At 56.4% G+C, this 25,938-nt stretch carries 19 protein-coding genes, 1 tRNA gene and 2 pseudogenes; 13 read left to right on the forward strand and 9 right to left on the reverse strand.

Annotation, left to right across the window (positions count from 1 at the left end):
• Nucleotides 1–539: 539 nt before the first annotated feature.
• The 3 genes from ACYP5B_RS51090 to ACYP5B_RS51100 all read left to right on the forward strand — a co-directional run bounded on the left by ACYP5B_RS51090 (nt 540) and on the right by ACYP5B_RS51100 (nt 4,561).
• Nucleotides 540–1,730, forward strand: coding sequence for a SpvB/TcaC N-terminal domain-containing protein (locus tag ACYP5B_RS51090; RefSeq protein ID WP_459575140.1), 1,191 nt, complete (start codon nt 540–542; stop codon nt 1,728–1,730).
• A 494-nt stretch (nt 1,731–2,224) separates the two neighbouring features.
• Nucleotides 2,225–3,229, forward strand: a complete 1,005-nt coding sequence (locus tag ACYP5B_RS51095; protein WP_459575142.1) for a hypothetical protein — start codon at nt 2,225–2,227, stop codon at nt 3,227–3,229.
• Between the two features lie 18 nt (nt 3,230–3,247).
• Complete coding sequence (locus ACYP5B_RS51100; protein ID WP_459575143.1) at nt 3,248–4,561, forward strand: trypsin-like peptidase domain-containing protein; 1,314 nt, start codon at nt 3,248–3,250, stop codon at nt 4,559–4,561.
• A gap of 30 nt (nt 4,562–4,591) precedes the next feature.
• Here ACYP5B_RS51100 and ACYP5B_RS51105 read toward each other — a convergent pair.
• Nucleotides 4,592–5,436: pseudogene (locus ACYP5B_RS51105) on the reverse strand (ISL3 family transposase).
• Nucleotides 5,409–6,881 carry a hypothetical protein gene (locus ACYP5B_RS51110; RefSeq protein ID WP_459575144.1) on the reverse strand — a complete coding sequence of 491 codons (1,473 nt, stop codon included), beginning with the start codon at nt 6,879–6,881 and terminating at the stop codon, nt 5,409–5,411. Before ACYP5B_RS51110 ends, ACYP5B_RS51105 begins: the two are co-directional and overlap by 28 nt.
• A gap of 293 nt (nt 6,882–7,174) precedes the next feature.
• Between ACYP5B_RS51110 and ACYP5B_RS51115 the strand changes: the two are divergent.
• Nucleotides 7,175–7,813 (forward strand): annotated as a pseudogene (locus tag ACYP5B_RS51115) (Tn3 family transposase); the annotation flags it as partial.
• On the opposite strand, the gene ACYP5B_RS51120 reads toward ACYP5B_RS51115, so the two are convergent.
• Nucleotides 7,708–8,109 (reverse strand): hypothetical protein, encoded by a 402-nt coding sequence (locus ACYP5B_RS51120; protein WP_459575177.1) that lies wholly within the window; start codon nt 8,107–8,109, stop codon nt 7,708–7,710. The pseudogene ACYP5B_RS51115 and the gene ACYP5B_RS51120 sit on opposite strands and share 106 nt — an antisense overlap.
• A gap of 487 nt (nt 8,110–8,596) precedes the next feature.
• Between ACYP5B_RS51120 and ACYP5B_RS51125 the strand changes: the two genes are divergently transcribed.
• Together ACYP5B_RS51125 and ACYP5B_RS51130 are read left to right on the forward strand one after the other, a co-directional pair.
• On the forward strand, nt 8,597–9,046 hold the full coding sequence (locus tag ACYP5B_RS51125; RefSeq protein WP_459575146.1) for a hypothetical protein: 450 nt from the start codon (nt 8,597–8,599) through the stop codon (nt 9,044–9,046).
• Nucleotides 9,047–9,217: 171 nt separating this feature from the next.
• The gene (locus ACYP5B_RS51130; RefSeq protein ID WP_459575147.1) at nt 9,218–11,215 is read left to right on the forward strand and encodes a RiPP maturation radical SAM C-methyltransferase; all 1,998 of its coding nucleotides are present in this window, start codon (nt 9,218–9,220) and stop codon (nt 11,213–11,215) included.
• A gap of 1,006 nt (nt 11,216–12,221) precedes the next feature.
• Here the strand turns inward: ACYP5B_RS51130 and ACYP5B_RS51135 are convergent.
• Nucleotides 12,222–13,103 carry a hypothetical protein gene (locus ACYP5B_RS51135; RefSeq protein WP_459575149.1) on the reverse strand — a complete coding sequence of 294 codons (882 nt, stop codon included), beginning with the start codon at nt 13,101–13,103 and terminating at the stop codon, nt 12,222–12,224.
• 79 nt (nt 13,104–13,182) lie between these two features.
• Nucleotides 13,183–13,305, reverse strand: coding sequence for a hypothetical protein (locus ACYP5B_RS51140; protein WP_459575150.1), 123 nt, complete (start codon nt 13,303–13,305; stop codon nt 13,183–13,185).
• 937 nt (nt 13,306–14,242) lie between these two features.
• Between ACYP5B_RS51140 and ACYP5B_RS51145 the strand changes: the two genes are divergently transcribed.
• From ACYP5B_RS51145 to ACYP5B_RS51155, 3 genes are read left to right on the forward strand one after another with little or no spacing between them, the layout of a single operon-like run.
• A complete protein-coding gene (locus tag ACYP5B_RS51145) occupies nt 14,243–14,752 on the forward strand; it encodes a hypothetical protein (RefSeq protein ID WP_459575151.1) in 510 nt (169 codons plus the stop codon).
• Nucleotides 14,712–15,926 carry a hypothetical protein gene (locus tag ACYP5B_RS51150; protein WP_459575152.1) on the forward strand — a complete coding sequence of 405 codons (1,215 nt, stop codon included), beginning with the start codon at nt 14,712–14,714 and terminating at the stop codon, nt 15,924–15,926. The genes ACYP5B_RS51145 and ACYP5B_RS51150 overlap by 41 nt, the downstream gene beginning before the upstream one ends.
• Nucleotides 15,927–15,974: 48 nt before the next feature.
• Nucleotides 15,975–16,370 carry a hypothetical protein gene (locus ACYP5B_RS51155; RefSeq protein ID WP_459575154.1) on the forward strand — a complete coding sequence of 132 codons (396 nt, stop codon included), beginning with the start codon at nt 15,975–15,977 and terminating at the stop codon, nt 16,368–16,370.
• Between the two features lie 1,170 nt (nt 16,371–17,540).
• Here the strand turns inward: ACYP5B_RS51155 and ACYP5B_RS51160 are convergent.
• Nucleotides 17,541–18,938: a hypothetical protein gene (locus tag ACYP5B_RS51160; protein WP_459575155.1), complete on the reverse strand. Its 1,398-nt coding sequence runs from the start codon at nt 18,936–18,938 to the stop codon at nt 17,541–17,543.
• Nucleotides 18,939–19,876: 938 nt separating this feature from the next.
• On the opposite strand from ACYP5B_RS51160, the gene ACYP5B_RS51165 reads away from it, so the two are divergent.
• Complete coding sequence (locus ACYP5B_RS51165; RefSeq protein ID WP_013954359.1) at nt 19,877–20,080, forward strand: cold-shock protein; 204 nt, start codon at nt 19,877–19,879, stop codon at nt 20,078–20,080.
• Between the two features lie 109 nt (nt 20,081–20,189).
• Here ACYP5B_RS51165 and rpoD read toward each other — a convergent pair whose 3' ends face one another.
• The 3 genes from rpoD to ACYP5B_RS51180 form a co-directional block, all read right to left on the reverse strand.
• Nucleotides 20,190–22,220 (reverse strand): RNA polymerase sigma factor RpoD, encoded by a 2,031-nt coding sequence (gene rpoD / locus ACYP5B_RS51170; RefSeq protein WP_459575157.1) that lies wholly within the window; start codon nt 22,218–22,220, stop codon nt 20,190–20,192.
• A gap of 656 nt (nt 22,221–22,876) precedes the next feature.
• The gene (locus tag ACYP5B_RS51175) at nt 22,877–23,251 is read right to left on the reverse strand and encodes a PHA-granule associated protein 4 (RefSeq protein ID WP_459575159.1); all 375 of its coding nucleotides are present in this window, start codon (nt 23,249–23,251) and stop codon (nt 22,877–22,879) included.
• A 371-nt stretch (nt 23,252–23,622) separates the two neighbouring features.
• Nucleotides 23,623–23,823 carry a hypothetical protein gene (locus tag ACYP5B_RS51180; protein WP_459575160.1) on the reverse strand — a complete coding sequence of 67 codons (201 nt, stop codon included), beginning with the start codon at nt 23,821–23,823 and terminating at the stop codon, nt 23,623–23,625.
• Nucleotides 23,824–24,473: 650 nt separating this feature from the next.
• Between ACYP5B_RS51180 and ACYP5B_RS51185 the strand changes: the two genes are divergently transcribed.
• From ACYP5B_RS51185 to ACYP5B_RS51195, 3 genes are all read left to right on the forward strand, one after another.
• Nucleotides 24,474–24,944: a fumarate hydratase gene (locus ACYP5B_RS51185; protein WP_459575161.1), complete on the forward strand. Its 471-nt coding sequence runs from the start codon at nt 24,474–24,476 to the stop codon at nt 24,942–24,944.
• A 119-nt stretch (nt 24,945–25,063) separates the two neighbouring features.
• Nucleotides 25,064–25,142, forward strand: a tRNA-Ile gene (locus ACYP5B_RS51190).
• Between the two features lie 336 nt (nt 25,143–25,478).
• Nucleotides 25,479–25,793: an H-NS histone family protein gene (locus ACYP5B_RS51195; protein WP_459575163.1), complete on the forward strand. Its 315-nt coding sequence runs from the start codon at nt 25,479–25,481 to the stop codon at nt 25,791–25,793.
• Nucleotides 25,794–25,938 lie beyond the last annotated feature (145 nt).

Below are 25,938 nucleotides of genomic sequence, written 5' to 3' on the forward strand. Positions count from 1 at the left end.
CATCTATTCTGCCGCGGGGGGGTTTGTCGCCTTCATGTGAGTTCTCCCGGCCAGCGTGACGGCTAGCCTGGAAAAATCATACGGATTATGCCGACTCAACAATCACACGAGGACATGACCGGCGCCATCTGCGCCCATGACGCGGCATAATCCAGGAGTCGGCATAACGTTATAGAGCGCGACGTGAGACCCTTGGCAACAGCGAGGCATGGCTATTTGCAGACACGGTCGCCGGCGCGAAAGCCAGTGCCGTGATCGTTGGCCGCGAAGGTTGAGGCGACTCTGCAGGAGAGCCCTTTCTCAATCTCGGGGTCGCGCGCTCGGCACGCGCGAACTAGCTCGGCGCATAGGCCCATAGGTAGGGCGGCCTCCCTCCCCAATCCCGCGCCAGAGATAAATATTATGCAGAGGAGAGTTAAACGTTGCGCAATTGCACTTTGACTGCCATCTTCTACGATGCACTCATTGCCCGGAGTGCCTGTACGCGCTTCCCCGCGCAAGATGTGTAAAGAAGAAGAACGATACCGGGAGCGCCTGCGATGAAGACAGGCTTGGGAGCGACAGTTGTTACGACATCTGGCGATCAGGAGCGCCAGCGCGCGATCGCGGGGTCGATATCACTACCCAAGGGTGGAGGCGCGATCTGGGGGATTGGCGAGAAATTTGCGGCCAACCCCGTCACCGCCTCGATATCGGTTCCAAGCGCAGCCAGTCCGGGCCGCTCGGACCTTAGCCCCCGGCTTGCATTCTCCCATGACTCGAGCGCGGGCAACAGCCCATTCGGCTTCGGATGGAGTCTCTCCCTTCCATCAATCACCTGCAAGACCGACAAGGGCTTCCCTCGGTATCAGGATGGCGAGGACTCCGACGTCCTTCTTCTGTCTTGCGCCGAAGACCTGGTGCCGATGTACCGACTGGACCCAGACGGAACTTGGACGGGACTCCATCAGCGCTTCAAGCTTGACCGCGTCGATTTCTGGGTGCGGGACGCCGCCGGCCGCGTCGTTATCCGCGAAAACGAACTTGATGGCTACTGCATCCGCCGCTATGGCCCCCCCATCGAAGGCCTCTTTGCCCGGATTGAGCGATGGACGTATGTGGTGAATTCAGCGGATGTCCACTGGCCCGTGGCCGGTGATGCCAATTTGGCGATGCCCTACTTGGATTGGGGGATCACAGATGATAGCGACCCATTAACCTCGGATTTCATGGGAGGCGACGGAGACAAGGCACAAAACCAGCGCGTGACTACCGGGCCGTTCGCATTTTCTACAGATCAATTTCTTGTTCAAATCGGGGAAGATCACACCGGTGACTCCGGGCTTTGTCGCGACTTCCGTGATGACGCGAATTCATATCAACCAACGCCGACACGCGTAGGATCTGACTTGACGGCTACGCTCTATTCGTCAAGTCAAAAAAACTGGAAGGTCTTTTCAGAAGGTAATTTGCACAGCCCAGTTCATCGTTGGATGGGTGGAAATATGGCTGATGCCGCATCACCAAATCATCCAATTTACTTTCTGCACCATTGCTACATCGACTTGCTTTGGGAATGCTGGAAACAGCAACATTCGGCCACAGACGCTTACCTTCCCACGGCTGGTCAGCCTGGCTATCTTGCTTCCCAACTAGTCTTCGACGCGCCAGGCAAGCTTTCGCCGTGGCCGGGAATATGGATGGTAGCAGTGACGATCTCGACAACCAATTTAGATGATTCTTACGGATAACCTGGCTCAGTACTATAAGTATATTGAAGGCGCACTCGTGATTTATTTGCAAATCAACCATAAGTACAATCTAGCGAGTAAAAGTGTTTGAGCCGGCAGTAAGTTGGTGAGTGAGGTTGACGTATTTTCACCTCGAACATGGGATAACCTTGCGTGCGGTAAAGAACCGATGCCGTTATAATTACAGATCGACGATTGGTGGCATCGTCTTTGAAAATGATGGGGTCATTGTTTCGAATTTAGTTTGTTTTTGCCTGATCGCAACGGCGGTGATTTTGTTTTAGTTGAACAAAGTGTGAATCATAGAAATTCATGTTTATTTTTGTCGTCCTTATCGTTAAGTCCACTCAAAGGAAGGCCATTCGCATAAACATTTCGCTTTTGGCTTTACAATTTACGAACTAAATATGGGGTGTATCGATATGCTACGAAATAAATATAGGTGTCTTTCGATCGTGCCGGTCGCTACTTTTCTGCTTTCTGGATGCCCAAGCATGAAGGCCACATCCAGTTTAGGCGGGGATTATCAAAAAGCCAATCAAGCAGCGGTTGATTCTGTGGCATCCGAGGCAAAGGAGGTAAAGAGGGTGCGCCGGATTGGTGCCGTTGTGGCATATATAAACAATCCAACACTGCCTATAACTGATAATATAAATGCGGAAAAAAAGCCAGGCAGTTTTATAAACTTCGTCTGTGCTGGCGCAGATGATTTTGAGATAACAATGGCGGGGCTGAGTTATACGACTGACTATGCCAAGACAGTAAAGTCCATTACAGATTCACCAGAAGATTCAATATCCGGATATATTGCGGCACTCTCTGAACTAAAAGGTAAAGGCAAACCGCTCTCACCGCCGGAGGTCAAGAAAAATCAATTCGAGTCGTGCCGTCAAAGTGTTGAGGGTGACCTTCCGCCCAAAGGGATTACCGCCGTTACTGCTCGAAAGGAGTCGATAGCTGTAGCGATCGCCGCCGTAACTGCGCTGCAGGCGCTTCTGGAGACTCTCAATAAGCTTGCCAAGGATGGATTGAAAATGGCGACAGAGGCGGAGCAGAAAGCAACATTAAAGGAGTTTATCAAAAACAATCGAGAAGCGTACTCCAGGGTTTTGTCCGAGGATCTAAGTAGCGATGAATTGGCTCATGCATTCGAGAGGCGCAGGCAGATAGCAATTGCAATTCCATATTATGAATTTATTGATATGATGAGATTGTCATCGGTAATAGATCGTGTCGCAATATTGAGATATGCGGAGCGTATTAATCAGGATCTTTCCGAGTATGATGCATTGAGAAATCAAAATCCTCCCGCGCAGCTTGTAACCCAGTTCAAAGTGATTAATGAAAAGCTTGATGACTATGCGAACGGTAAGATTTCAATCGCAGATCTAAGGCAATTCCTCGCCGAAATTGCTTCTGAGCTTCAAGAAGCCAAGAAGGACTACGATGCGGTTTCAAAGGCTATTCCGACCGCTACTGCCGCCGCCGGCATAAAATAATAAATGTGGAGGCGAGTCATGAAGCGCACTATTCTTATGTTAGTGGCAACTCCACTCTTATTTCTCTCTATTGCCGCAGAAGCGGGATTACCGTTTGGTGTGATATCGAGCTTCGCTATGGAGTCAGCAAAAGTGACGGCGGCCATTGAGCGGGAAAAGTTGAACAATATGCAGCCTCTTGATTCTACACCGAAAATCACTCCTATTTTGGGTGCGAACGGTGCAGTGTCTGCCTCTCAAGCTGTGGCGTTGCCTTCTCGTCCAGTTACCACTCCGAACTCAATACGGGATGCAGTGAGTAATCAATCTGCTGAACAGCGAAGTGCTGTCGCAGCTAGCATTTCCGGTCAGATTGCTGAACTGGAGGCGCAGGTCAATCGCCGGCTCGCCGCTAAACCGGTCACGCCAAGCACCAAGGTTGAGATAGACGCACTAAATGATGCGATATCCGCTAAAAAGCAAGCGCTGGAACTGGCTCAAGGTACAGCTTTGTCAACGACCGCCGCCGCCGCCGAGTCTTATGCTGCAGTCTTGAATCCATACTTCCTTATGTGCAAGGATCAATTTTGGGCACCTAACGACATCTTGAAATGGCGCGAAAAAATAAATCCCGTTGCGAGTAAATTAACAACCTTAGGGAGAAGTGTTGGACTAATTACCCTTGGAGATAGGCCAGCGGGGACGGGCGTCGCCGTGGGACCCCATCATATACTTACTAATATTCACGTCTTACGGTTGGTGTCAGATTATGATTCGGACTCGAAGATGTGGAAAATTCGCCAGAGCGCGAAAGTGACGTTTGATAAAGAATACGCGTTAGGCGTAGCCAACAAGTGTAGTGAGCCGAATAATCCAACGTCATATTTCATTAACGCCGTCTACGCGACACCAAATAATTCCGACGATCTTGCCATATTAATTACATCTTCTGATTCTAATTTTCCACAAAAAGTAAGTTTTTCCAAACTTAATCCACGAGAATATGAGGGGAATTTGATTGTTGCTCTGATTGGCTATCCAGGTCCGCCAGAGGATATGACTGTTGCAGAGCAAATTGAATTTTTCCACACCCCCACTGCGAAATCGCCTCAATTCGGATATAAGCGATTATCAGAAGGGTATACCGGAACGGACCCAGTTTCCGACGGATATTTCGTTCACAGGGCAAATACCGCGGGCGGGAACTCAGGCAGCCCGATTATCGATTTGGATACGGGGCGTGTGGTTGGATTACACGTGATGGGTGTTAATCGATTTGAGGATACCTTAGGCTATAATAAGGCAATTGTGAGCGATAGGGTAATAAGTTTGCTTAATGATTCCGGGTTGTAGGAGCATGCTATTGGTGTACGCACGACGGCTCTATGCGGTTTTGAGTGGAACTTGACGGCCAGCGCGATAGCGTTTAATCCCTTGATCACGCGTCACGGATCGAAATCCGCGCGCCGCCCGCTTGATTTGTTGGAGCATGCCATTCATCGCCTCGACATAGGCATTGGTGCGGCCGTCGAGCATGCCGCGCACGACGCCAGACAGGCACTCCTTGAGCGTGGTGGCCAGCCGCTTAAACGGCTCAAGCCGACAACGTTTCGCCCAAGAGATCCAGCTCTTCAGTATCTCCTGGGCTTTGTGCCCGCAGTTGCTCTTCACCGCCACGCTGTAGGTCGTGCGCAACCCCTCCTTCAGGCGCCAGGCCCCGGGCGCTCTTCAGGTTTGAGCGCTGCAACCGGTGCATCGCATTGATTTGATCCCTGTTCCAGTCAGCGTGATCCCGGCACATGCCCCCCATCAAGCCTTTGATCGTCTTGCGCTGCGTGCCAGCGCAGCCCGCACGACGTCCGGCTGTTCTCGCATCTCTTCACGCCGCACCTCGTCCATCGCCTCGTTGGCCAGGGCGATCACGTGGAACCGTCGAAGCTGATCTGCGCGTGCGGCAAGGCTTCGGTGACGCCCTTGATATAAGCTGCCCCCATATCCATGCGGACGTGCCTGATCTCGTCAGGATTGCCGCCGTGTGCGACCAGGTCGGCCTTGAATTCGGTGACGGTCTTGTGGTCGCTGCCCTCGGCCATGAATAGCAGGCGTTTCGCTTCCAGGTTATGTACCACCATGGCGTAATCATGGCCGCGTCTGATACTGGTCTCGTCGATGCCGATCTCGGCCGACAATTTCGAGATTCCTAGGGGGCTACACCCTGCCTCTGGCATTTTGCCAGTGACTTGTTCTGGCCGCAGGCGCCTTGACTGATCACGCGCCACACCTCCTTGTTGTCGAAATACCCAGTATGCGCTGTGACTGGCATTTCAAGTAGCCATGGCAGCAGCGGTTCGTTGCGCACGTAGACATTTGTAATTCTGACTCTGGCAATGCTGTCTGGACTCGTGGCGTCGTGTTGATATTGAGGGGGAATGCCCCAACTCAACACATCGTTGACGTCATTGAAGGCGATGATATTCAGAGTGTTGGAGCGACGTTGCACGAGCTCCGAGCGCAAGAACGCTTGCAGCCCCCCTTTTTCGGCCGGCCTTTCGTTCTGTGATTGCGGCACCAGTGCTGGCAATGAGGCCAGCCCAGAAGTATTAAGGTCCAAGGGAATTCGCAGATCAAACGGAATAGGCTGCTGCCCCGGCTGCAGGGTTGCGTCAAGATTGGCGAGTCCCAGGAGGGCAACTTGATTCGCCATCATGTAAATTGCCGGAGTGGCATCCAGCACTTGGTCGATGGTGCTCGTCTGCGGTTTCGGTACGCCAGATTTTTCCATTAGAGCCGAGACCTCGCCTTCACCGTGCAGACCGCGTAGGACATCGTAGAGTATCCGGCTACCGAGGCTGTGTGTGACAAAGATGTAGCGCGTGTCGTTGTCTTTTGGGGAGAGGAGAGGGCTGGGCCAGGAGCAGCCGGAATTCGTGTGACCAATAGCCTGACACAGTCCATATGCAACGGCCAGTTGCATAGGCGAGCGATATGGACCCATGTACAGCACCGCATCAGCAAGAGCTGTGTCAAAGAGCGTTTCTTTGATGGCTTTGTTAAGAATTTCCCGACTACCCGGCGGACTGCCGGGACCGGACTGTCTGCGCGTTTCGCACTGTGTAGTGGACGCCGCCTGGTTTGTCGTGTCGTAGCCGAGATATTCGGACTTGATCCATTGCGTCAGCCCAGACCAAGTGATTTCGGTCGCATCAACCTGCAACGTTTGTCCGGGCTCCACAGTATATGCGTAAGCGCGCGTTGCCACGGTAAACCACGACGCAGCGTCTGGCGTGGTCGGCTCTGGCCGGCGTGTGAGTGCCGGGATCTTGTACCAGTGAACAGTGGTCCCGCTGTCTCCCGCGGCGGGCTCCAATCTCATAGCTAACATATTCTGCGGCGACAACCAGATATGATCCCTATTGTCTGGAGTACCAAGTGCGTAGCCGGGGCAATGGTCACCTACGCCGTGAATGAATATCACTTTTACCTTGGACACGTTCGCGTCGCGCCCCGCCTGCTTGATCAGGTCGCTGAGTGGTGGCACGTAGCCCTGTGGCTTGTCTGGGGTATCATTCGCCCCCATCACCGTGACGGTATGGCCGCAGCCCGTAACGGTTGCCAACAGCGTGCATATCGCGATCGCGCGCGCGAAAGGGCAGGCAGAGAATCGGTGCGCCATGGGTTGATGTCCTCTATGTGGTCACCGGTGTCCGACCGGCACGACATTTCCGTGATAGTGCGTTTTGGCATCAACGCCCGCCCTACTAAGGTGGGGTATTCATCCGGTATCCGTTTGATATTTCGATGCAATCTACCGGGGTAGCGGCCTCTAGCATTCGTGCGGCTTTCCGGCTGGCATCCACACGAAATTCACATAAAATCAAGCACTTGCTGATTGGCCTATCGTCCTGCATCCTCCGATATGCCGATCACAGGAGGGGCCTGGTGGCGGGGGCGGGGCCGATCGGTGGGGGCGTTTTCTATGACCAACCTATTCTGCTCAATGCGCGGCAGGCCGGCGCAGCTATCGAGGGCGTGATCCGACAAGGTAGCTCGGAGGCCGTGGCACAACTTGCAGTGGATATGCACGGCTTACAGATTTCGCGATGAGCCTTTCGCGGCTATTGGGTTTCGATCTCTGTCCGCGACTCTCCCACCTGTGTGACCGGCGCCTGCATGTTCCCAGGGATCATGACGTGCCTAGCCAGCTGGCTGCCGTCAGATGCCGATGTTCGACGGAGCCTCATTGAGCGCGCCTGGGACGAACTGGTACGGATTGCCGCATCCGTGCAAAGTGGGCGATGCAGTGCGGTGCAGTCCAGGCACTCACGGCGCTTTGGTGTGGCGGCGCGCGGACAGCTCGTCTATGAGGCCGGCGTGAATCTCGATCGGCTATTTCGTACGATCTTCCTGATCGACTATTTCACGAATACCGCATTTCGCCATGAGATGCAGCACGCGCTGAATCGCGGTGAAGCGGTGCACATTGTCCAGCGGGCGATCCATTACGGCAAGATACCGCTCGAACTGGCGCGACATGACGAGTCTCTGGCGGCCGTGTCGTCAGCCTTGACCTTGCTATCCAATGCAGTAATGGTTTGGAATACGATGTAAATGCAACGCAGGTGGGACATCATTGAAAGGATCGGAGGCGAGACGATGCGCGCAGAGGACCAGTGCGCGAGTAATGTCTCCACAGATGCGGGCGGAGCGCTTGCCATCAAGGGATCGATGCGGATCGCATCGTCAATCTTGAGCTTCCCACACAAGACGGCGTCCCTCAGCTTGGCGAGGCATTCGTCCAGATGCGCGATCACGGGCGCCAGGAATGCCTGACCATCCTGCGGCAGCTTGAGATGGCCATAGAAGTGGTTGCGTTTGGCCTTCCAATCGATGGCGCCGATCAAGAGGGTCGCTTGGCTTCGTGCCCCACTCGAAAGCGGCCAGAGCCCGCTGACGGTTCTGTCCCTCCAGAGCGAGTTGCCAGGCGCTGCCGAGTCGAATCGCGAGCGGGAAAACTCGCGCGTTGCGCAGGACGTATTTCAGCAGCCGGTTAAGCTGCTTGTAGTGAACTGCCAATACTGCCAGGAATTACACTTTCTCCACAGCGAGTAGCGTTTGATTCTCATAGGCACCGCGAACGTTACACACATGTAACAAATATAATTAAAAACAGATATAACAAATCTCTATTTCTATAATCATCAGCCGATTCCCGAAGAAACAAACTAAAAGATGCCTTGAAAAATTTAGTCGATAGACTATTTTTTAAGGCACTGGATCACGGCGCGCCCAACTGTAGAGACAAAGTTTGGCTTTCCCATCGTCGTAGATCACCAGCGTCAATTGATCATGGTCTGCGAGGTGCGCTCGCGGCGATACCGGGAGAGAATCATGCCTGGCCCCACAACACCCAATGTCAGTGTCGAGCAGCACCTGTTCCCGCACGATCATCTTGGTGCAAACTTTGCGAATTTGCATAAATTAATCACGTCACCGAGCAAGCTGGCTGCTGCGGTTAAATTAGCGTCTGATGAGGCTCACGCCGCAAATTTCACTGTAGCAAAGCCGGTCGCCGACGAGGCGCTGAAAGTTTACAACGCTGTCATTGCTGACGGCCGATTTATCAACGACTTCAAATCCGACCCTGATGGAGTAGCTAAAAAGCTCAACCTCACTTTATCACCTGCAGCCGTCCAAGCTGTGAAGACGGCGTCTGGATTTAGAGGGGCGGCCGCTTCGGATGGTGTCGAACTTGTTGCCGTTGCAGTCATCGTTCTCGTACTTGCGCACAATCCTAACCAACGCGTCGTCGTGGATCAATCTGGCGCTCTCAAGCTCTAGGAACTCTGCCACTCTGTCAAGGGAACAACTTCCCGACTCCACACGCCCATTTGCCGGAGTTCGGCATTGGGTCCCGCTACGTCGCGGCTTGTGCTACGGCATTATCGAAAGCGGCCACAGATTGTCGGTGCCGTAGGCAGCGTCGCCAACCGTTACGCAACCGGGGGCCATATGGCTCACGCCGATGTAATTTTAGTCAGCATGCCGTGGACGGCACCGACCGAACCCTCGCTTGGGCTAGGGATTCTCAAGGCATCCTTGGAAAGAAATGGCATTAATGCGAGGGTCTTACACTTCGCACCGAAGCTCCTGAATTGGATTTCCCTTGAGACATATCAGTTTCTCGCCTCCTGCTGGGGAATAGATGAATTCGTCTTTACCGCACCACTCGAACCACTGTGCGATGATGCTCAGTTGGAGTGCATTGTGGAACGAGCCATGGAGTATGTCGCCGCCGGAGGACATTCAAAATATCCGACGGTCGAGGCTATGTGCGAATTGATCTTGAAGATGCGGGATGATGTGGTACCCGAGTTCCTAGAGCACTGCGCCAACAGAATAATCGAGTATTCACCCACTCTTGTCGGTTTTACGTGCATGTTCGATCAAACGATCCCGTCGGTCGCTCTCGCGAAGATTTTGAAGAAGCACAATTCTAATCTTCCCATAGCGCTAGGTGGATATGCGCTTGAGGGGCGAGCCGGAGTCACAATCACTAAGTCGTTTCCTTGGATTGACCTTGTAGTGCTTGGCGACGGTGAAGAAGTAATTATTGATTTGGCGCGTGCTGCGCTCGCGGGGCTGCCGCTTGATGCAAATTGTCGAAACTTAGCGCAAAATCAATACATTAAATTGAAGAAGATTGATGGTGAATTCTCTGTTTCTAATTCTTCGGTAATTGAAATAGAAAATTTGCCTATTAAGAAGATCATGCGAGCGCCTAACATCGATCTCAATTGGTCACCCACTCCGAACTATGACGATTGGTTCGAGGACCTGAATGCCCTTCGGATTAATGACAAGATTGCCATCCACACGCGAGTACTTCCTGTAGAGAGTTCGCGTGGCTGCTGGTGGGGGCAGCACAAGCACTGCGTCTTCTGTGGGATCGACGAAGGCGCTCTGAATTATAGGTACAAGTCTGCACGCAGGACACTTGACATGCTGGAGGAAATTCGTGGATGCCACGGGGATCACGTGTTTCGTTTTGCGGACTATATTATGCCTAAGGATTACTACACAGATCTACTTCCACTTCTTTCAGGGCACAATGCCAAGTTCCGCTTGGAAGCTGAGATAAAGGCGAATCATCCACCAGAACGCGTGAAGCTACTTTCCGAGGCAGGATTTATCGAAGTTCAGCCAGGCATTGAGTCATTTTCCACTCGTGTTCTGAAGTCCATGGATAAGGGGGTTCGGGCTATCGATAATGTAAGTCTTCTTAAGGCGGGCTACATCAATCGCATCATCATAAACTATAACTTCCTTTACGGGTTGCCGGACGACAATTATCAAGACTACCTAAAGATGGCCGAAAGCATTCCGCGGTTATATCACTTGACGCCACCGATCGCGAGGACAGAAACCGTTATTACGCGATTTGCTCCATTGCAAATCCATCCAGAACGCTTCGGAATAATGTCGGAGGCGCGGCATCATCGCTGTTATGATGTTCTTTTTTCACGGGCGTTGCGAAACCAGACCGGGTTTTCGCTTGATGATTATGCCTATTATTTTGATCGAAATTTTTCGTATGCGCCGGATCTTGAAACGATTTATTCTGAAATAATTTATCAAATGGACTATTGGAAAGCACAGCACCGGAATCGATTTGTCGAGCTCTCCTACTTAGAGACAGACGACGGGCTTGAAATCGAAGATTCACGATTTGGGGCACCTGTATCGTACAACATCACGGGGCCGGCTGCCTTGGTTTATTTAGCCTGCGACAGCGCTCCGGTGAACATCAATCGAATCGTATCACGCATCTCCTCGGATCTTGCAGTGTCCGCGATGCAGGTTTCCGAGTGTATCGACGAGCTCAACGAAAGGCGAATAATTTTCAAGGAAGGGGATCTCGTGTTTGGCTTGGCCGTTCCAAGATCCGTATGTGACGCTCACCGTGATACACAATGGCCGCGTTCATGGATGTCACTTTATGTATCGTGAGTAGCTCATCCGGCCTCCCCGGTGGGATCGACATCGTGTGAGAAAGGGAGACTGGCAGACGTGCGAAGCCATCGGTCGTAGCCGGCGGTGTCGGTTAGTTCCCCATACACCCGAAAATCGGTCGTTCTAGCCGTTCAAGTCTTCGCAACCTCTACGGCCGCTATCCGGGTCCAACGGTCATCCGCGCAAACAATCGCCCCGGCAGTTGGTCGGCCTTACCTCACTTCGGATCGCGCGTGAACGATTGTTTCAACCGCTCCCGGCCAAGAGCGGTTGCCATGAATGACTATGTGGTAGGACGAGCACGCTGTCCCTTCGGCGCCATTCGCATCGGTTGCAGATTCTCACTTGCTGCGTGATGCGCTCTTACCACGGGGGATAGGAGAAGATCTATGCCACCGTGCGTCCACTTCCCATTATTCCTAAATCGTGTCCGTTTCCTCGCTGGCGGTCTGTTTTGGTTTGCTCTCTGTTTCTGGTGCTATTGGTCTGGCAGCCTTGCGCTTTGGCTGAAGACGATCCTTTTGCCTGCTTTCGCGGGGGTGCTTGGAGGGAACACATCGGCAATGCACCGGTGACATTATCGTTCGAAGTCGCAGAAGTTAGCGAGCTAACAGGGTTCAGTGCCGATCAACCCGTCGTGCCGATTGGGCGATATTACTAGGGCGATCAGTGGCAGGACTTGCTATTGGTGCCGGACAGCAGGCATTCGCTCCACTGGAACGAGGTGGATCTGGCAGGACGCGTCACGGGTTACTGGACACTCAGCTGCCATGCTCGAATGTTGTCCGGAATTTGGACCAGCACCGATCACAAGCGCTCTGCGCCCATCGACGCAAACATTGCCCTTGATGAGGAGTACATGACCGCCAAGGTAACGCCGATCACGCCCGTGGTCGTGCCCCAACGTCGCACGCAAGACAGCCGGTACGAGTTGATCGCGTTCCCCAAGTTGAAGAGCTTCGAAGCACTAGGTCATGCTTTGCTGGCTTCGGGAGCCCCCTCCCTAATCTGAGCGTTTCCAGTTCAAGAGCACCGCCTCGCCCCGCGTAATTAACTCGCCCACGTAGTCCGGCCGATCTTTGTATTGAGCCCACCAGTCCGGGAAGCGGGACCGTTTCACGCAACTGGCCCACAGGTCGGCGATCCTTTGAGCATCCTTAGTTGGCCACCATCGCTCGAAGGACTTCGCCAGATTCTCATCGACGCCCATTTCTTCGTCCTCGCCGATGACAAATCGGGCAAGGTCTCGGAGCCTCTTATCGAAGGTCGCAAATATATATCGCGTCTGCTGACCCTCGCTCCCCTCGTTGATGCGTCGTGCGAAGTCGCTGAGATAGGTGATGTCCCAAGCTGCGTTCCTGGCCCCGGCCAGGGCCTCTTGCCTGTCGTTCGACTTGAGACTCTTTAGCAGCCGTTTCCGAGGAGGAGAGTTGGGCGCAAAGTAGAGAAATGCCAGTATGGCCGCAGGGCCGGCTAGGATGAAGTCATCCCGCATCCACTCCATCAGCGCCGTCACTTTCTGGATGGCGTTGAGCTTCTCATTGAGTTCTAGCTCACCCATCTTCATCGCGACGATGTAGTTTCGTCGCCAGCGCTTTAGCGGCTTCGCAAGATCCAGTTGTTCCACCGCTGGCGGTGTGCCGACGGTGGGGATTCTGTCTAGCTGCCCCAGCCCCGCAGCCACCCACTCGTGCGGATTTCCCTTGTCCGCCACCCGGAACCAGCCCAACTCGTCGAGGGCCGCCTGATTCCCTTCGTTGAAGGCCATCTCGTGGAACGCAATCGACGGCTCAATTTGGATGTCCAAGCACAGCGCGAACGCGAGAATCGCCGCCGCATTCCTGCCGTGCTTATCCAGGGACTGCCCCTTGGCAGCCTGGGCCATCCTGGAGACGACATTGCGATCTGGTAGGAGGGTCGTCTGTATCCCGTTCAGTCGCCCGACACCGAGGTGGTGCCCAGCGTTAGACTTCAGAGTTTGGATCGGGATAGTCCGCCACCAGCACGTCTATCTGCTGGAGGTGGTCTCCGATGTCCATGACCCCCTGCATTGGGAAGTCGTCCGGCATCTTTACGAGTGCTTCCATGCCATCCCTCATCCTTTGTCTTGATCCTCCGATACTAACTTAGCTGTTTGTGGCATCTGAAGAGTTCGTCGCCGGCGTCTCGCTTGCGCCGACCTCGCCGACAGTCGTGCGCTGTCCCGGCGCGCACCCAAGCCCATACAGCCGTTTCGGCCACACAGTCCAAGCGGTGGATAAGGGTCGAAAACGAGACTGTGTTCCTCACCTGTAGCAGCACGCATCCACATCAGTTGCGCGGCAATCCAGCCAATTTCGGATTTCCAGTTCAGCGCGAGCGCATCTAGTCCAGTCAATTCCGGTTCCGTACAACGACCTTGGGCGCAACCGGTGTCGTCGGTTTGCATAATTTTGTTCCTGCTGGGCGCTCTCCAGCTGGCCGTTTCCGAGGCGCCGGGAACAATTTTATGTCAAGAAATTTTGCAGAACATTGTTCCTCCGGTCGACGTTTTGAGTAATTTTGTTCCTTTCCCAACGCATCGGCCGATCACGGGCTTGCTCTCTCTACCGTTGCCGCTCTATCGTTCCTTGTGATCCTCTCGTTGTTTCAACGGCCCCCACTCGAGGATTTGCCATGGAAGCAGGCGATATTGGACACGGCGACTCTTGCGCCCGCCGGATAGTTGGCGGCAACACTATCGACACGTCACAGTGGCCGACCCCGGACGAGGGGGCACTTGAGGGCAATAGGCGTGCCCTTTACTTTGCGAGAAAGCTCGCAGTGGAGCTGTACCTTAGCGGCGCTACGACACGCGTCCTGAAGCAGCAGACATCCCTCGGAGCCAAACAGGCCTACCGACTGATTCGGGAGCGTTGCCTTGAAACTCACCCCGATGGAAGACCATATGGTTGGCGTGGGCTCGTACCTTGGTTCCGGGTACGGCCTTATCGGCGCCGCGTAAAGATTCAAGTGGACCGGTTTGGTAGGGGGGCCGTAGGGGCGATGCAGGCGCTCTTGGATTGCCATCCGGATTTGCGCGAAGCGTTCGATGCCCGCATCCGTGCCGGCGTCTCGGGCAAGCGGTTGGTGGAAACCAGGCGGTCGCGACGGCGGCATTGCGCATGGTTTCTGGAGCAACTTCGCGGGCTCGGATACGAGGCGCGAAGCGAGTGGCCATTCAACACATCCAGCCAGGGCTACTTTTCGGTTTGCCGGTATATCGACAGTTTGCTGGCAACTGACCCCAGATCTCTGGCCGCGGCAACGGGGGGTCCGGATCTAGTCTCCAAACTCAAGACAGGGGACGGAACCGGCCGACCAGCCCTGAAATTCATGCAACGCGTCGAGATGGATGCGCACAAGCTCGATGGTCGCTTCTGCGTCTCGCTGCCTCTGATGGGTGGCGGCTTTCAGGAGAATATCGTTCATCGCCTCTGGGTCATCGACTATCCTGGAGGTCGTCTCGCGCGCCGTGGTCGGCTACTACTTCAGCATAAGACGCGAGGTCTCTAGCGACGACGTGCTGCGCGCCATCAAACGGGCGTTGGGGCGATGGTCTCCCCGTCCGGTGAGTTTCAGCGATACGCCGTATCTGCCCGATGCAGGACTCCTTGCCGCAGCGGGCGAGGATTTCGTGGGCCTGTGCTGGGACGAGACCAGCGTAGATGGCGCCCTGGCGGAGACCTGTCAACATGTTCGCGATGCGCTGCGAGACGCGGTCGGCTCGGCATTGCTGGATCCGAAAACCTCTTTCTCGAAACGGAGAAGCAAGGATGATCGTCCCTTCATTGAGGCGTTTTTCCGCAACTTGGCCGGCCAGGGATTCCAGCGCCTATCCAGCACGACTGGCGCCAAACCACACGATCGCAAGGGCAAAGAACCGGAAGCGGTCGCGCTTGCCAGTCGTTTCCAGTACGAGTATGCGGAAGAATTGCTGGACGTGCTCATCGCCAACTATAACGCGACGCCCCATCGGGGAATCGCTAACCGTACGCCGCTAGCCTATGCCCGGTTCCTAGCCCAACATGGGGAGCGCAATCCCCGTCACGCCGACCCCGCGGTCGTGCAAGCCCTGTTTAGCGTCCGCAAACGCTGTCGCGTGCGAGGTGGCGCGGAGGTAGGGCGTGCCCCTTTCGTTGAGTTCTATTACAGCCGCTATACCAACGAGGTGCTTCACAACCGGCAGGACCTGGTCGGCGCAGAGATCTGGGTGACCTGTCACCAGGAGGATGACTGTCGCATCGCACTGGCTTCCACCCTGGATGGCATGTCGCTAGGTGTGCTGCGGGCAGCGCCGCCTTGGAACTTGTCGCCACACAGCCTGGCAGTCCGTGCTGCGGTTTGCCAAGCCTGCGCCCGTGGGCAGTTCACGATTCCTGCCGGCGCTGACGCCATCGAAGTATTCCTGCGCTATGTGGAAAGCCAGACGAACCACAGATTGCCGGTCCACCCCGCCTACCTCGAGGCGAGGCGCATCCTGGCCGCAGCAGCAAACAGCTCGATCGGGGCAACCATGTTTGACGCCGCGGCGGCACGGGGCGACGTCGCCGGCCGTGCCCCGGGAACCGATAGCCCGTCTGGAGGAAAAGTTACCGGCCGGCGCTCTCCACAAGAGGCTGGGCCCGCGGCGCGGGGCCACGAGTCCGAATCCACGCTGCCTCCGCGCCGAATGGCTCAGTCCAAATAGGCCATGACATTCTCACTGCCCGAACGCATCGATCCCCGACACTGCATCGTGACCAAGCAGTACGCCGTGTACACGCCGCCGATGCACGAGATGATTAAACAGGTGGGCGACTGGATCGAACAGCAGCGCCCCGGCGGCTACGTCTATGGCGCTTCTCGGCTGGGAAAGACGCGTTGTGTGCAGTGGTACGTTGCCAAGGTGCTGGAAGAGCGCTTCAACGCTGCGGTGCCCTTGGTGGTGTGGAATCGGTGGAATCGGCGTCCCGACAGCCAGACCAGCGAAGCGGGGTTCTGGCACCAGATCTTGCTGGCGTCACGCTTCGAGTTTGCCCATCCGAAGCAGGCGCGAGCGCTGAGCCCATTCAGTTCGGCGAATCGCGCCAGGAATGAAAGTCTCGATTCGTATGGCCTTAGATTTCCTGGCCACCAGTTGACTGACGGGTAATCCACCATTTCAGCTACTGACTGAGATAATCCTCATATGGTCGGAGAAGTTGGCTTTTGCAAGTTCACACAGCCAGTTCCTATAGCATGTCACTTCTTCCCAGTCTCCACCGCTGGCCAGCTGGAATAGGATTGCCTCGGTTGCCTTGGCGACGTGTTGCATTGGAAATTCAAGATGCTTGCCAGCGGTGCCCGGCGCAAGTTCCACCAGCGCTGTCCGCTGCTAGAATTATTGAACTACGTGGCCGAATGGGAGATTGAATCCGCGCTTGACGCACTAACGACGTGGCTGGACGATATAGACCGGGGCTCGAAACCCTCTGAGCGCGACGATCCAAAATACTGCGTCCGACTTTGCGAAGCTGATCACGGGCTGGCACTCTTCAGGTGGAAGCAAAGCAGCATGAAGCGAGCGAAGGTGGCAGAGTAGCAAACGGCGTCCCTATTTGCGCAGCGCGGAGTTCCGAGTTCAGCACTGGGAACAAAATTCTGCAAAAATCGGGAACAATTTTATGCAAACCAACGCCTTCGGAGAGGGAGGAGACGTTGATGAGTATAAACCCTTGCAAAAATTCTTGCAGATTGCCCCTGGATGCAAGAAATCTAGGCCGCTTCCCGGCCGTTTCTTCCGGACACGACGCGTACGCGTTGAGTTCGGGTCCCCAAAGAGGTTGCTTCCAAGGTATAGCAGTCATCGATATGGCCGGCCAGCAACAGTTCGGCAGACGAGCAGGGCCCAACCGATAATTTCACGATCACGAAATTAAGAGGCGGCGGTGGCTGCTGTGGCGTGCAACGGCCCGGCCCCAACGAAAGGCTTAGACATAAGCTGCCGTCTGCAGCAGCAAGCCGGGACCGTCTCCCACGGTTGCCGCCGGCGACATGGGTTACAAACCGGAGGTGGGTCGAGCAGGGCGATGCGTCAGACGGCAAAGTTTCGCAGCTGCCCCGATCGGCATTTTCCGACCCCTTGCAGTCAGCCGAAATCTTTAGTTTAGGATTCGATAGCAGCCATTCGGACAGGAGCTCTTCCTATCAACAAGCCACAGTTTCGATAGTCAGCACGGCCGATGATTGCCGCAAGTTGCGAGCAGCCATCGGCGCTAGATCCGGATGAGGCTAGTCAGCGAGGTTCCACGCCAACTACCGGAGAGAAATAGGTGTCCCGATCCTATGCCGTTGTTGAGCATGTTGAAGGCGCAGGATGATCGGGCCTGAGCTGCAACACACCTTGTGCGTACCAGCACTTGTGTCCTTCCGCTATTGCAGCCAGCCAGGGCTGGTTGCGGCAGTCGTCCCCGCGCTCATGTCGCACGGATTCGCGACACGACGTATAGAACAAGCATGGTCCAAGCCTAGCGGCTTGCGTGGACCGAAGTGTCCCATCCATCGAGAAGTGACGCGCCAGGAACTCGAATGATGCCTGCATGATGCGGCGAGCTTGGTTCAAGTCGTCGTCGCGAGCAGCGACAGCAAATTCGAACAGATCGTCTCGGCCCAGATCGTCTGGAAACCCGGGCCGCTCCTGTTTGCAACTACACACACCGTGCGCTTTCATGAACTCGTCCATCAGGACGTGAAACCCTTGAATGCCACCCGCTTTGACCTTGTCGATCAGGTCAAATTCAAAGAACGGGCTCACCAGACGAGCGTTAATATTGCGACGCATGGTTGAGACGACCTCCCTCGCGGCTCTCCCAAATCCGGCATCCGAGGGAAAGGTGACCTCCATGTCGTCAAGGCAGCGCTGAATTCCCATCTGGTGTTCATTGAGATGATCGACGATGAGTTCGTGCATACGCGGCCGAACCGGCGCACCGTCCGCCGCCGCATTGCACTCCGAGAACAGGTGTCCTATCGCGTCGGCCGGGAACGTGTATTGAAGGCTGCCCAGTCCGCAGATTAGGACCTCTTCCTCGGTCAGCGCCGGGGCTACGTGCTTCGCCAGTAGGACAAGCGCGTGGTAAGGCACAACGGGTACGGGGGAAGGCTCGCCGTCAAGCGCATTGACGAGTCGCTTTTCCAAGAGATAGGCAACAGACTCCAGGATCTCATGTGCGCCGAGGCTCGTCGAAAGCGTGGTGACGGCACCCTCCGCATTTGAGACTTCCACGGTCATGGATATGTGATCTCTGCCATAGCCTTCCCTGGAAGCAGGAGCATGCGAAATGACTTTGCAGCGGTCGGGAGTCGCCCAGGCCGGCAACTTTCCCCCCCTGCTTCCCCGTGTTGTTACCAATAACTCCAAGCGTTGCTTCACCATGAACTCCTCCACAGGTGCCGAGGGGCTCTCTCCTTGGCCGAAGCCATGGCTGTCCGCGGTCGAGCGGAATGCGCTCCATAGCTCGACGAGATTGGCAAAAGCGGTTATGCCGTGTCCTGTAGAAACATTGTGGAGGTAGTGCATCCACTCGTGGAAGAAGTAGCCGATATGCGTGCCTGTAAAGTGCCCCGGCCCGCTGCTTTCGCGCGGCGCTACCTGCATGGCCGCCGAAAAGGTGATGATCTGTCGGTCGGGCATGTAAGTGGCAATAGCCGATTGCAGCTCGTCAGACTCTTGCTGTTCCATCGTGTCCTCCAGAAGTACGTTTGATATTTGTTGGTCCATTAGGTGGCCCTTGACGCAGTCGGGGATGCACCAGAGATTTTACTGAATGCGATAGTGCGTGAGCAGCGACGCAATCCACCCGCCTCGCTCGAACGGGTACCGGATGCTCATCAAGACGCGAATACCTGAAGCCGCGAAGTAGTGTTCGGCCAGCCATGCGCGCAGCCACGTAGCGATAACACGCACTTGTCGATCGGAGGATCCCCGGGGTGTATAGATCAGACGGAAAAGCTGACATTCGTGAGCGTCCGTTCATGGCTGGCTACTGCCGTTGTGCATCCGCCATTCCTGTCAGCAACTGTTGCCCTGGCACGGGGGTCAGAAAGAACATGAGGACGGCGAGTCGGGACGCTGCGATAGGGCACGATAACCGGTGCCTTGTTGTCCGTGATCAGCACGCAGATGCCTCGCGCGCCACCAGTTCGCTTGCCCCCAGACCACTGTTCTGTGTGGCGGCCTCCTATTGGCGGAATCCCCTTGTGTCGCCATGGCTTCAGTCCTCCATGACGGGGCACACACTCGATGCCTGCCGGTACCTACCGCGCAATCTCTGGCAACACCTGGACGAGCAACTGGGCATTTAGCCGCCCGATCTCGGGCAAACAGGATCGCAATGGCTTGCGGCAGGACCTCAAAGGGTGGCTGTACGAACATCGCATCCTGCTGCAGCGCGATCGCACGCTGCGGCAACTGGTCGTTCAGGTGGCCAGGGAAGTCGAAACCACGCTGACCGGCGAGTTGACGCAAGCCTTCGCGCACAACGTCATGGTTCAGCGCGTCGGAGCCGTTCGAGAAAACCTGGATTGTCCGCGACGGCTCACCTGTGATACAAATAGCCGCACGTCTGGCGCAGGCCAGCGGCGTCATCTACATCTAGTCTTCCTTGGAACATTCAGAACATGGCAACAGGTACCGTCAAGTGGTTTAACGATGCGAAGGGTTTTGGGTTCATCACGCCGGACGACGGCGGCGATGACCTGTTCGCGCACTTCTCCGAGGTTCAGGGAAACGGCTTCAAATCACTTCAGGAGGGCCAGAAGGTCAGTTTTGAAGTCAAGCAAGGCCCCAAGGGGAAACAGGCAGCGAACATCAAACCGCTGTAAGTTTTCCGCGCCGCAAACGCGTCCTGCCAAGGCAGCGATCGGGCCGATGCGTGATCGCTGTGGGTCTGGAGTAGGGCGTCGAAAGCGGGCGCGTACTCCTCGCCTTTGCTCAGCGCTCGAGAAAGGGCCTCAACTTGTCAGCGCGACTGGGATGCATCAGCTTGCGCATCGCCTTGCTCTCAATCTGACGGATCCGCTCGCGGGTCACGTCGAACTGCTTGCCGACCTCTTCAAGCGTGTGATCCGAGGTCGTATCGAGCCCGAATCGCATCCGCAGGACCTTGGCCTCGCGCGGCGATAACCCGTCGAGTGCCTCTTCGATCGCGGCGCGCATGTTCGCGTGAATCGCGGCCTCAGTCGGTGAACTCGCAGAGACATCCTCAATCATGTCGCCCAGCGTCGCGTCGGCATCGTCGCCCACAGGGGTCTCGAGCGAGACAGGTTGCCTCGCGATCCTGAGGATACTGCGCACTTTTTCCTCGGACATCTCCATGCGCTCGGCGAGGACGGAGGGATGCGCTTCCTGTCCCGTCTGTTGCAGGAATTCGCGCGAAATCCGATTCAGCTTGTTGATCATCTCGATCATGTGGACCGGCACACGAATGGTCCGCGCCTGATCGGCAAGCGCACGCGTGACAGCCTGCCGGACCCACCAAGTGGCGTACGTCGAAAACTTCCAGCCGCGCCGGTATTCGAACTTGTCCACCGCCTTCATCAGGCCGATATTGCCTTCCTGGATTAGATCCAGGAACTGCATGCCGCGGTTCACGTATTTCTTGGCGATTGAAATGACAAGACGAAGATTCGCTTCGATCAGCTCTCGCTTGGCCTGCCGCATTTTCAACTCCGCGGCACTCATCTGGCGGTTGATCCGCTTGAGCTGCTGCAGCGGCAGCGAGACCCCGGCCTCGATGTCTATGAGTTTCTGCTGGCCGGCCTGAATGGCCGGCAGATGTCGCTCGAGCGCTGCGCCAAACTGCCGCGAAGTCGCCGCCAGATGGCTGGTCCACTCAAGGTCGGTCTCGTGGCCCAGGAACGACTCGACAAACGCCTCGCGTGGCATGCCGCAACGGTCGACGGCGATCTCCAGGATGCTGCGCTCGATTGCACGAACCTCGGCAACCTGTTCGTGCACACTTGCACACAGGCGGTCAATAGTCTTGGCCGTAAAGCGGATCGGAGCCAGTTCGCGCTGGATCTCCGAGCGCAAATGCGCAACGGCTGCGGAACGGGCTTTTCCAGTAACGGGTGCATCCGGCAACTGCTCGAACAGTACACGCACGCGCGCGAAAATCGCAAGACTGTCGATCGTGAGTTGTTCGAGGCGGGCTGCGTTCGCTTTCTCCGGATCCGCGGCGTCCGTTTCAGCGTCATCACCGTCCGGGTCATCGTCGGAGGCGTCTGCTTCCACTTGAACGTCATCGGACTCTAGCGCCATTTCGCTTTCGTTCACGTCGTCGCTGATGCCATCGACCAGTTCGTCGATACGCAGTTCGCCGGCAACGATGCGGTCCACATCGGCAAGAATCGTGGACACGACTGACGGACACGCGGCGATTGCCTGAATCATGTCCTGCAGGCCGCCTTCGACGCGTTTTGCGATCTCGATTTCGCCGGCGCGAGTCAGCAGTTCACTGGCGCCCATTTCGCGCATGTACATCCGGACCGGATCAGTAGTGCGGCCGAATTCGGAATCGACGGTCGACAGTGCAGCTTCCGCTTCCTCGTCCGCCTGATCGTCGGATGCCGCGGCAGGCGCGGCGTTGCTTAACAGGAGCGTCTCCGCGTCCGGCGCCTGCTCGTACACGGCCACCCCCATGTCGCTGAATGTGCTGACGATCGTCTCCATCGCAGCAGTTTGCGTAAAGTTGTCGGGCAGGTGATCGTTGATGTCCGCGTGGGTGAGATAGCCGCGCTCACGGCCAAGCGCGATCAGCGCGCGCATCTGGCGTTGACGCTCTTCGTCCTGGCGCGCCATTGACGCGATGTCCAGCGGTGTTGCGACCGCCTGGATCTTTCCTTTTGGAGAGCGGCGGCCGGTCTTTGACGTGACCGCGCTCGTGCGGGATGCTGAATCGTCGCGAACTGGATTTGCCAATACACTCTCCTCGACAGGTTGGCCGACGATCGTCGCGGACATGACGGCAGGTCAATTTGCCTGTCGGGGTGCGAACGAAATCGTGGAATGATGCACGGACAGTCGAGGCCGGGATGCCTCTCGCGGAATCCGGTGTGTGCAGAATGGCGAACTGTATATCATACCGGACGACGTTGTGCGACGCAATATGCGGTGGGTAGAGATGTTGCCCGAACTCGTCGAGGAAGGCCGAAAGAATCTCCTGTTCTGTTCTCGCAGTTCACCAGCATGCTCGAGCTCGTTGCCACCGCGCTCGCTCGACGAGGCGCCTATCCCGTACCGGCGCTCACGGGCGATACCATCACCTGTTTCTGCGAAGGGCACGTCCGGAAATCGTCCGGACCGGCAGTGTGCATCTTCGGACACAAGCACTCGGCGAGCTCAGCATCCTCCCGCGTTTTCAGCGCTAGCGGCAGGCTGCCGAGGCTCAGGCCTTCTCCGGCTGCGATCAAATCGAAGGCATCGACGCTGTCCGAGCAGAAGGCACTACCTTGAGCACGCGAAAGAGATTTTTGAGCGTGCTCGAAAGGCCCATGGCTAGGTACGACTACGCTGGCCGTGCTCGGCCCCATGCGGGTCTGTTGGGGCGGGGCAGAGCACCAAGGCGTGTCGGGGAGCTGAATCTGATTTCGGCTTCACGAAGGCTGCCTGGCGATGCGTTACTCCGTCCACACCGCATCTACACCCGTCGTTAGGTGTCCCGCGAGGATGTAATCGCCAAGCCTCGCCGCCTTTGCCTCCAGGCGCTCTAGCTCACCCGCTGGCAGCTTGCTGAGCTCAAATTGGCAGTAAAGATTGCGCTGACGGAAGGTCAACTTCGGACGACTCAGCCCGCCAACGAGTGCCGCCGGGGAGCTAACGGCAATGCTCTCATGGCCGCGATACTGGACGTGCACGCCGAGCTTTTCGCCCAGCCTGCCAAGTTCAATCGCATCTTGCCAACCAGACTCGTAGTTCAAATCCACGACCGTTACTCCCTCTGTTTCCAGGAGCCTCAGCGCCTCGCTTTTGGTCCCAGCCAGAGCTGTCGCCATTTTTCTCCTCCACTACATGCAGGGCGTGTGGCTATTCGCGCTTCTTCAGCCCTGATCGATATTGCATAGCAGCATTGTAAGCGGGGAGCGGCCGTCTTTGTCAGGTCCCGTCACAGGAGCAGGTTGAACCGAGCAAAATGCTGGAGGTCCGCGTCTAGGCACGGGAGCCGCGGAACGGGGGAAGCGGGGGAAAGATCATAGGCGCAACACGCAGCCGCCCGCGCCAGCCGCGGCCACGGCCACGGCAATGTGACACCGAACAATGCACCAGGATCCCGCCACATGCGCCATACGCGAGGGAGCCACAGCTTATCAACCAGTTCGCGGCTTCGCCCGCGACGGTCGTCTGCTTTTGGGCTCAAGCTGACTGACTACCGAATTCGACGCACCGCTTCGAGAATGGAATGCCCCTGACTTGTCAGGCGAGGATAGGCATTGCCGCTGGCATGACCATGTTCCATCGTGACCAGCTTGTGAACCAACAAGGTGTCCAATTGCTCAGGTTCGAGGTCGTCGATCTCTTCCTCGTCGCCGAGCAGCAGTAGCGCGGCGATCTCATGCGGGCTTAGCATATGTCGGCCTCCGTTGTCGTGGTTTGGAAAAACGAACTACTGCTGCTGCGAGATCTATTCCCCAGTCGACAGTGTGGACAGTGGCCGGGGCAATGGTGGATTGGTGCGAGGAGGGCGGGGAAGCGTACACCGAGCGGCCACAATAAACTTCTTTGTCGCCGGCATCAAGCCAAAAGAATGCGGCAACGCAGCAGCATGACGCAACGCAACGAGGCGGCACCTACCATCGGCGGCCTGCTGCTCATCTCCGACCCTCTGATCGGAGCCTATGTGGAAGAGCGTCAGGCACGCCACTACGGCCTGATCATGGTGACCCCTCGCTCAACTCGAGCGTCACGCGATTGGCTACCTCGTGATGCCCCCGGCTGAACGCCGGAAGGCGGCGCCGAAATGATCGAGAGTAGCGGTGCCGGTCGCGCAGGCTAGCAGCAGAGGAAGGGGTGGGCCACGTGAGAAGCCGGTGCGAACGATGAGTCGTTCCCGCCAATTGCGCCAGAGAGCCGTATTGGCTAGATCGTGAAGCCGCTTTTTTGCCGCCGCTAATTGCGCCGGCTGCCAAAGGCGTCGCGACATAAGGACGAGCCAGACCGCTATTAGGTACGGCAGCCCTGCGGTTATACTCCGCTCTCCACAACTAACGGGTAATCAAAATGGTCGCAGCAACTAAAAGAACTGTTCTTGCAGAGGCAGTCACGAAGAAAAGGTCTGCCGCGAAGAAGATGACAGTGCCGACGAAAAAGGCCAGCGTGCTCGCCCGTGAGGCGCAGGCAGCGAAGAAGCGCTTGCTGAAATTGCGCGCCGACACGAAGAAGGCAATTGAAGCGGCAAAGCGCGAAATTGCCCAGGCCGTGGAAGCCGCAAAGGCCGCGGCCCGCTTTGAAAAGCAAGCCGCAAAGGACAAGCTCGCGGCGAAGAAGGCCAAGGCTGCAGGCGCCAAGAAGGCGACGAGCAACAAAGCTGCCGCAACGAAAGGGGCCGCGAAAAAGGCCGCACCCGGTACCAAGGGCAAGGTCGCCGCGAAAGCAGCGCCGAAGGCGGCAGCAGTGAACTCCGTGACGAAGAAACGGGCTTCGGCGAAGAAGGTGGTTCCGGCTGTAGCTTCGCCTGAAGCGTCGGCGTGATCGTTGCTTCGGCTGGTAACGCGATATCGCCAACCAGCCGATTGATGCAAGATGGGGGCACTGCTGAGGAAAGCTGACGCCGACGAACTTTGTGCTGGCGGTGTTCCCCGCTTCCAATTGGGCCTCTAGCTCATGCCTGGTTCGAGCAGCGGACCCATAATCCGTTGGTGCCGTGTTCGACTCACGGGAGGCCCACCATTCAACCGCAGATGCGAAGCAGCGTACTTTGTCGTGAAGCCTTCGCTGTATGCGGATCGTTTGCACCGACCCATTACATCGCCCAGTGGGACTTCAGCCCGCCGAGCGTACCCGTTTCTGCGAGCTACGGCTTTAGGGCGAATGTCGGCCATTCCTGGGGAGAGCGATATCTTCGTGGCACTTTATTCGCCGCCGACGGCTAAGTCACTGGCCCATACGAATATTCATTAAAGTGAATGGAATGCTAAATTCCGTATGAAGGTAGAGAACGAATACCTTGCAGGCCGACTTTAGAATGCGTATAAGTCAAAAGCGACTGAAAAATTGGAGGCGAAGATGGCAACGTATCAAGAACTGATGGCGCGGAAGCAAGCGTTGGAAGCCCAGATCGAAGAGACGCGTTCGACTGAGGTCGCTGGCGTCATCGAGCAGATTCGCGAGCTGATGACTCGGTATGAGCTGTCGCCGGAAGACGTGGCGCCGCGGCGCCGTCGGGGCCGGCCTGCCGGTACAGCGTCCGCGGCCACCGAGAAAGCGCCGCTGCCGCCGAAGTACATGGATCCCAAATCCGGCAAGACCTGGTCGGGACGTGGCCGGACGCCGGCTTGGCTGGGCAAGCGGCCCGAGCGTTTCCTTATCCAGCAGGAATGAGCTATTTGCAACGCCAATGTGAGCGGGTCGGGGCAGGCAACTCATCATGGGAATGGCCACCCCGCGGCGGACCGCGCAACACACGCGGTCAAATCGGGCGATGACCGAAAAAAGACGGCTCTCGACCGGTAGCAGAGAGCCGCAG

The sequence above is a fragment of the Cupriavidus sp. 8B genome (assembly GCF_054589115.1).

Coding starts and splice junctions, on each gene's coding strand:
- ACYP5B_RS51090 (WP_459575140.1), top strand. CDS start 540: ATGAAGACAGGCTTGGGAGCGACAGTTGTTACGACATCTGGCGATCAG.
- ACYP5B_RS51095 (WP_459575142.1), top strand. CDS start 2,225: ATGAAGGCCACATCCAGTTTAGGCGGGGATTATCAAAAAGCCAATCAA.
- ACYP5B_RS51100 (WP_459575143.1), top strand. CDS start 3,248: ATGAAGCGCACTATTCTTATGTTAGTGGCAACTCCACTCTTATTTCTC.
- ACYP5B_RS51110 (WP_459575144.1), bottom strand. CDS start 6,881: ATGGCGCACCGATTCTCTGCCTGCCCTTTCGCGCGCGCGATCGCGATA.
- ACYP5B_RS51125 (WP_459575146.1), top strand. CDS start 8,597: ATGCCTGGCCCCACAACACCCAATGTCAGTGTCGAGCAGCACCTGTTC.
- ACYP5B_RS51130 (WP_459575147.1), top strand. CDS start 9,218: ATGGCTCACGCCGATGTAATTTTAGTCAGCATGCCGTGGACGGCACCG.
- ACYP5B_RS51135 (WP_459575149.1), bottom strand. CDS start 13,103: ATGGCCCAGGCTGCCAAGGGGCAGTCCCTGGATAAGCACGGCAGGAAT.
- ACYP5B_RS51140 (WP_459575150.1), bottom strand. CDS start 13,305: ATGGAAGCACTCGTAAAGATGCCGGACGACTTCCCAATGCAGGGGGTC.
- ACYP5B_RS51145 (WP_459575151.1), top strand. CDS start 14,243: ATGCAGGCGCTCTTGGATTGCCATCCGGATTTGCGCGAAGCGTTCGAT.
- ACYP5B_RS51160 (WP_459575155.1), bottom strand. CDS start 18,938: ATGGAACAGCAAGAGTCTGACGAGCTGCAATCGGCTATTGCCACTTAC.
- ACYP5B_RS51165 (WP_013954359.1), top strand. CDS start 19,877: ATGGCAACAGGTACCGTCAAGTGGTTTAACGATGCGAAGGGTTTTGGG.
- rpoD (WP_459575157.1), bottom strand. CDS start 22,220: ATGTCCGCGACGATCGTCGGCCAACCTGTCGAGGAGAGTGTATTGGCA.
- ACYP5B_RS51175 (WP_459575159.1), bottom strand. CDS start 23,251: ATGGCGACAGCTCTGGCTGGGACCAAAAGCGAGGCGCTGAGGCTCCTG.
- ACYP5B_RS51180 (WP_459575160.1), bottom strand. CDS start 23,823: ATGCTAAGCCCGCATGAGATCGCCGCGCTACTGCTGCTCGGCGACGAG.
- ACYP5B_RS51185 (WP_459575161.1), top strand. CDS start 24,474: ATGGTCGCAGCAACTAAAAGAACTGTTCTTGCAGAGGCAGTCACGAAG.
- ACYP5B_RS51195 (WP_459575163.1), top strand. CDS start 25,479: ATGGCAACGTATCAAGAACTGATGGCGCGGAAGCAAGCGTTGGAAGCC.